Origin of the sequence: Streptomyces sp., assembly GCF_031178505.1 — a bacterium.
Taxonomy (GTDB): domain Bacteria; phylum Actinomycetota; class Actinomycetes; order Streptomycetales; family Streptomycetaceae; genus Streptomyces; species Streptomyces gulbargensis.
Map to the genome: position 1 here is coordinate 1 of NZ_JAPSIW010000512.1, position 5234 is coordinate 5234.

Genomic DNA, 5234 nt, shown 5'->3' on the forward strand with positions numbered 1-5234 from the left:
TTCCAGGCGTCCTCGAACACCTCGTGCGCGTGGAACGGCATCCCCGCGTCCAGCAGCCGCTGCGCCTCCCGCACCGTCTCCGCCGGCCCCCGCACCACCCCCTCGGGCTGCCGCGGCACCCCCTCCACCCCGTACGGCAGAGGCCGCCCGAGCCCGTCCCGCGGCCGCGCGTTCCGCGCCCGTCCCTCCGCGTCCCGATCCCTGCCGTGCTCCCTCGGTGTCCCGTTCATCCCCCCATTCTCCCCACCAGCCCCTCCACCACCGACGCGGTGACAGCCCGTGCGTCACCGCACCCCCCGGAGTGAGGTAATGTTCTCTTGCACGCCGCGCCGGGGAAACCCGGCGAAGACGGGCATCGGGACGTGGCGCAGCTTGGTAGCGCACTTGACTGGGGGTCAAGGGGTCGCAGGTTCAAATCCTGTCGTCCCGACTTTGCTTTTAGCAGGTCGGAGGCCGTTCTCTCATCGATGAGAGGGCGGCCTTTCGCGCGTCCCGGGCCGTGGTGGTCGGATCATTGCGGACGAAGTCGCGGTAGCGGGCCGTCTTCGTCGGCTTCGGCACCAGCGCTTTCGCCGCCAGCCACACCCCAGATAGGCGGCGACGGTCTGGTTCGGTCCGCGTCGGACCCGCCGGCCTCACGCTGGAGGAACCGCCGCAGGCCTCTTCGGCCGAGTCATGGCTGGTGAAGCCGCCCCGGCGCACCGTCGTCCGACGGTGGCCCGGGGCGGGGGCATCGACGGCGAAGCCCCTGGGGTACAGGGGCCCGTTCGGGTAGCGCATGACCCTGGCCCGTCGCCACGCCCGCTCATGCGGCCTGCGGCTGCGCTCTCGGGACCACAGGCCGAGGGCGAGCAGGCTGGTGAGCGGGTCGAGCAGCCGGCGCAGTAGGCAATTCTTCACTGCTCGTCCGGGCAACCGGGGCTGAGACCGCGAATGCCCGCGTAGCACGGCTTCTGATCCCGGTTCCTGCCCCCGGCACCGGCTCCGACGCCGCTTCTGTTCGACTACCGCCCACGCGACGTCGGAAATATGGCGGCCCTCCCCGGACCAACGACCGACCGTGAGCGCCGCAACCACCGTTGAGCGGATCCGTCGCGGACGCCGAGGGTCATGTATCCCGGAGGCCGCCGGGTGGGGCTGGCCGACTCTCGGAGGGCTCGGGCGGGGTCCCGGCGGGCGGACCCGGCGAGGGATCGCCCGCCGCGAGGTGCTCCAGGACCTCCGCCAGTTCCTCGCAGGCGTGGCGCACCGAACGGCGGGTCGCACGCTGCTCGGTGACGACGGAGGCGAGGAGCAGGGCGGTCAGGGCGGCGGAACCGTTGAACGTCTGGAGTTTCACCATGATCTCGACGTCCGACAGGCGGAAGAACGAGCCCTGGTCGGAGGTCGCCACGAAGGTGGCGAATACGGATGCGAAGAGCGCGCACAGCACGCTTCCGGCGAGCTGGAAGCGGAGCGCTGCCCAGACCAGCAGGGGAAAGACGAGGAAGAGCAAGCCTATCGGACTGAGCACGGCCAGGGGGACGAGAACCAGGGTCGTCAGCCCCAGAAAGGCCGCCTCCTTCCAGCGCCGTACCCGGAACCGTCCGGCCGGCCCCATGAGTACGAGCAGGAGCGGAGCGACGAGCAGAACCCCCATCGTGTCGCCCGCCCACCAGGCCAGCCACACGGCCCAGAACTCGCTCCTGCCCAGGGAGCCTGTCACCACCTGTAGCCCGACCCCTGCGGTCGCGCTGATCAGCATGGCGCTGAAGCCCCCAAGGAAGATCAGTGACAGTCCGTCCCGCAGCCGCGCCATGTCAAGCCGGAAGCCGACCCGTCTCAGCAGCAGGAAGGCGCAGAGCGGCGCGACGGTGTTGCTCACCACGGTGACCGCCGTGGTGGGCCCAGGGGTGGTGAGGGAGGCGATCACGAGGAAGGAGCCGAGGGCGATCCCGGGCCAGACCCGCGCGCCGAACAGCAGCAGGGCGGCGACGGCGACGCCGGTGGGCGGCCAGATGGGGGTGGCCACCACGCCTTCGACGACGAGACGGCCCAGCAGGCCGAGTCGTCCGGCCGAGTAGTAGCAGACCGCCACGGCCAGCGAAATCAGCGCCGCCTCGGTAATGGGCCGGAATTGCCGCATAACGAACACGCCAGCCATAAGACACCGGCCGGGCCGCCAGGACCGGGCAAGGACCCCTGCGTGTCGGGCGCCGCCGTAGGGCACGAGTCAGGACCGGCTGGTGGAGTCAGGGGACCGGCCGGAGGTCTGGCCCGAACCGGGGCGGGCCGTCCCGGGGCGAGCCCCCTTCACCCCTCGACCGTCGACAGGGCGGGACCGCCGTCATGGCCGACGACCAGGACGGCTGCGTCGTCCTCATGCCCCACCGTGGCCGCCAGCTTCATGACGGCGGTGGCGAGCGCGTCGACGTCCAGACCGGCGACGGCGGTGAGCCCGGCGAGCCTCGTCACCCGGTCCAGACCCTCGTCGACGTGGAGCGAGGGCCCCTCCACCACCCCGTCGGTCAGGAGGACGAAGACACCGTCGGCGGTGAGCCGGTGCCACGTGGCCGGGTAGTCGACGCCGCGGAGCACACCGAGCGGAGGCCCGCCCTCGCTGTCGTCGATGCCGGAGCGGCCGTCGCTGGTGGCCCAGATGTGGGGAATGTGACCGGCCCGGGCGCACTCCAGGGTGCCGGCAGCGGGGTCGAGCCGTAGGAAGGTGCAGGTGGCGAAGAGGTCGGCGCCCAGAGAGACCAGCAGGTCGTTGGTGCGACCGAGCAGCTCTCCCGGGTCTCCGCTGACGGAGGCCAGCGCGCGCAGTGCCACGCGGACCTGTCCCATGAAGGCGGCAGCCTCGATGTTGTGCCCCTGGACGTCACCGATGGACATGCCGATCCGTCCGCCCGGCAGGGCGAAGGCGTCGTACCAATCACCGCCGACGTTGAGCCCGTGGTTGGCGGGCTCATAGCGGACGGCCAGCCGGGCGCCCGGAAAACTGGGCAGGTCCGAGGGCAGCATGCCGCGCTGCAGGGCCACGGCGAGCTCGACACGGGAACGTTGGGTCTCGGCCAACTCCCGAGCCTTGGCCGTCAGCGACCCGAGCCGGACCAGAAGATCCTCGCTGTTGTCGGCCGGCCGTCTGCGGAACATCGATCACTCCGACGTCACGACAATCCTCGTGTCACTCCGTCCCGTCTCCAGCACGCGGGACCCGAGGGGACCACCTCGGTGCGAACAGGTCCTTCCCCACTCTGCCCGGAGGGCCCGACGCCCGCATCTCATCGACCCCGCATCCGGGCCCGAAGGCGCCACCAGGAGATCGGGGCCCGGTTCCGGGCGCCCCCCTTGCGGCGACGTCCGAAGGCGCCGCTGACGACGGTGTGGACCGAGAAGTCCTGATCCTCCAGCCGGCGCCAGGACCAGATGGCTCGCCGACTCCACTCGTACCACGCTCGCCGGAAGGCCTTCTCCGCCTCTACTCCCAACCCGGCGAAGCCGGGATCGTCGGAGAACTTCGGCTCGGGCAGGACACGCACGGCAGCCGCCTCCAGCAGGCGGACCGGCTTCGTCCTCGGTCTCCCGGTCGAGCCAGATGGTGAGCGAGTCCACCTCGCTCACAGCGGCGCCGAGGAGGAGGATGGGGCTGTCGGTGGGCAGCGGCCACCGACAGCTCGCGCAGAGCCGCTCCACGGCTTCGCCGAACGGGACGTCGATCTGGTTCACCGAGGCCGCTGACCGCAGCGTGCGGCACTCGGGGCTTCCGTGGAGCTCGCCCTTGCCTGTTGCCGAGACGTGGCAGGCAAGGAGTATGTCCCGGGTTGGTCCCAGGGGAACCTCAGGCGTGAAGAGGGAACCGAGCATGACGTGACGAAGCCCGTCGTGAGTCGAGGACATGTCGGGGGGCCATGCGCAGGCACTGACAGTCCGCCGGTCGATCCGCGCCGGTCGCAGCCGGCCGGTCAGCCACGTCGGGGTGATCCCCAGGACGTACCGGCGGCGAGAGGCGCTGGTGGCCGTGATCGCTGACCTGCGTTTCTTCTGCTGTCTCCGATCGGCGCCAGGGCCGTTCGGTGTCACGGTCATGGCGGTTCCTCGCGGGCCCGTACTGGCGCGGCCACCCGCCGCGGATCGCCTTGACGGCGCTGTGGGGCTTTGCACTCCCGCTCAGCGCGTGGTCCCTGCGCTCGCGGCGGGGTGTGTACGGTCTCGTCGAGCTGAGTAGCCGATCTCGGACAGCGGATGACCCCGGTCAGGGGACGGCCGGGGTCATCTGTCGGTTCAGCCGCGGCGGGCACAACCGGGACGGCAGCTGTAGGCGGCTGTTTCCCCCGACTGGCCGTCGGAACCAGCGCGGCCGAGTTGCGCCGCAGCCCTCGCGCTGCCAGGTGTCGCGGCGCGCCGGGCCGGGGACCGAGGGATACGGATGTCTCGGCGGTGATGGTCAGCAGCGTCCGCCTTTCAGGCGGAGTGGAGGGCGAGGGTGGGTGAGAGGCGCGAGGCGCGGACGGCCGGGTAGAGGCCGGCGACGGTGCCGATGACGAGGGTGGCGCCGAAGCCTCCGGTGACGGCCCACAGGGGGATGACCCAGGGGATGTCGTTGGTGAGTGCGTACACGGCGGTGGCGGCGGCGCCCAGGGCGATGCCGGCGGTGCCGCCGAGGCCGGACAGCAGGAGGGATTCGGTGACGAACTGGCCTCTGATCTGGCCGCGGGTGGCGCCGGTGGAGCGGCGCAGGCCGATCTCGAAGCGGCGCTCAAGGACGGAGATGATCATGGTGTTGGCGACACCGACTCCGCCGACGAGGAGGGCGACGCCTCCCAGGCCGAGGAGCAGGCTGCTGAAGGCGCCTTCCGTGGCAGCTTTGGCCTTGAGGTTGGCCGAGGGATCGCTGACCTGGACGTTGCGGGGTGTCTGGGGGTCGACGGCCCGGGGGATGAGGGCGCGTACGGCGGTGACGGCTTGGTCGGCGGAGCGTTCGTAGACGGTGGTGGGGTGGCCGTCGAAGCCGAGCCGGCTGGTGGCGGTGTCCCAGCCGAGGAGGGCGGATCGGGCGATCTCGGGTGCCAGGGGCAGTTCGTCGAGGATGCCGATCACCGTGTGGTACTGGCCGGCGATGTAGACCTGCTGGCCGGGGCTGGTGATGCCCAGGCGCTGGGCGGCGACGTCGCCGAGGACGACGGCCGGGTACTTGCCGGTCGCGGCGTTCAGCCAGGTGCCGCTGTGCACGCTGCCGCGCAGGGTGCGCAGCA

4 protein-coding genes, 1 tRNA gene and 1 pseudogene are annotated in these 5234 nt (G+C 71.3%); 1 reads left to right on the forward strand and 5 read right to left on the reverse strand.

Translation table 11 applies throughout. The features are described from left to right. Nucleotides 1-230: pseudogene (locus tag RIF68_RS26570) on the reverse strand (DUF309 domain-containing protein); the annotation flags it as partial. 126 nt (nucleotides 231-356) lie between these two features. Between RIF68_RS26570 and RIF68_RS26575 the strand changes: the two are divergent. Next, nucleotides 357-430: transfer RNA gene (locus RIF68_RS26575), tRNA-Pro, on the forward strand. 678 nt (nucleotides 431-1108) lie between these two features. Here the strand turns inward: RIF68_RS26575 and RIF68_RS26580 are convergent. The 4 genes from RIF68_RS26580 to RIF68_RS26595 all read right to left on the reverse strand — a co-directional run. Further along, on the reverse strand, nucleotides 1109-2125 hold the full coding sequence (locus RIF68_RS26580) for an MASE1 domain-containing protein (RefSeq protein ID WP_309053832.1): 1017 nt from the start codon (nucleotides 2123-2125) through the stop codon (nucleotides 1109-1111). A 167-nt stretch (nucleotides 2126-2292) separates the two neighbouring features. Further along, on the reverse strand, nucleotides 2293-3135 hold the full coding sequence (locus RIF68_RS26585) for a PP2C family protein-serine/threonine phosphatase (protein ID WP_309053833.1): 843 nt from the start codon (nucleotides 3133-3135) through the stop codon (nucleotides 2293-2295). A gap of 128 nt (nucleotides 3136-3263) precedes the next feature. Next, a complete protein-coding gene (locus RIF68_RS26590) occupies nucleotides 3264-3521 on the reverse strand; it encodes a hypothetical protein (RefSeq protein ID WP_309053834.1) in 258 nt (85 codons plus the stop codon). 922 nt (nucleotides 3522-4443) lie between these two features. Further along, nucleotides 4444-5234: ABC transporter permease (locus tag RIF68_RS26595; protein WP_309053835.1), on the reverse strand; the 791-nt coding region annotated here is incomplete at its 5' end.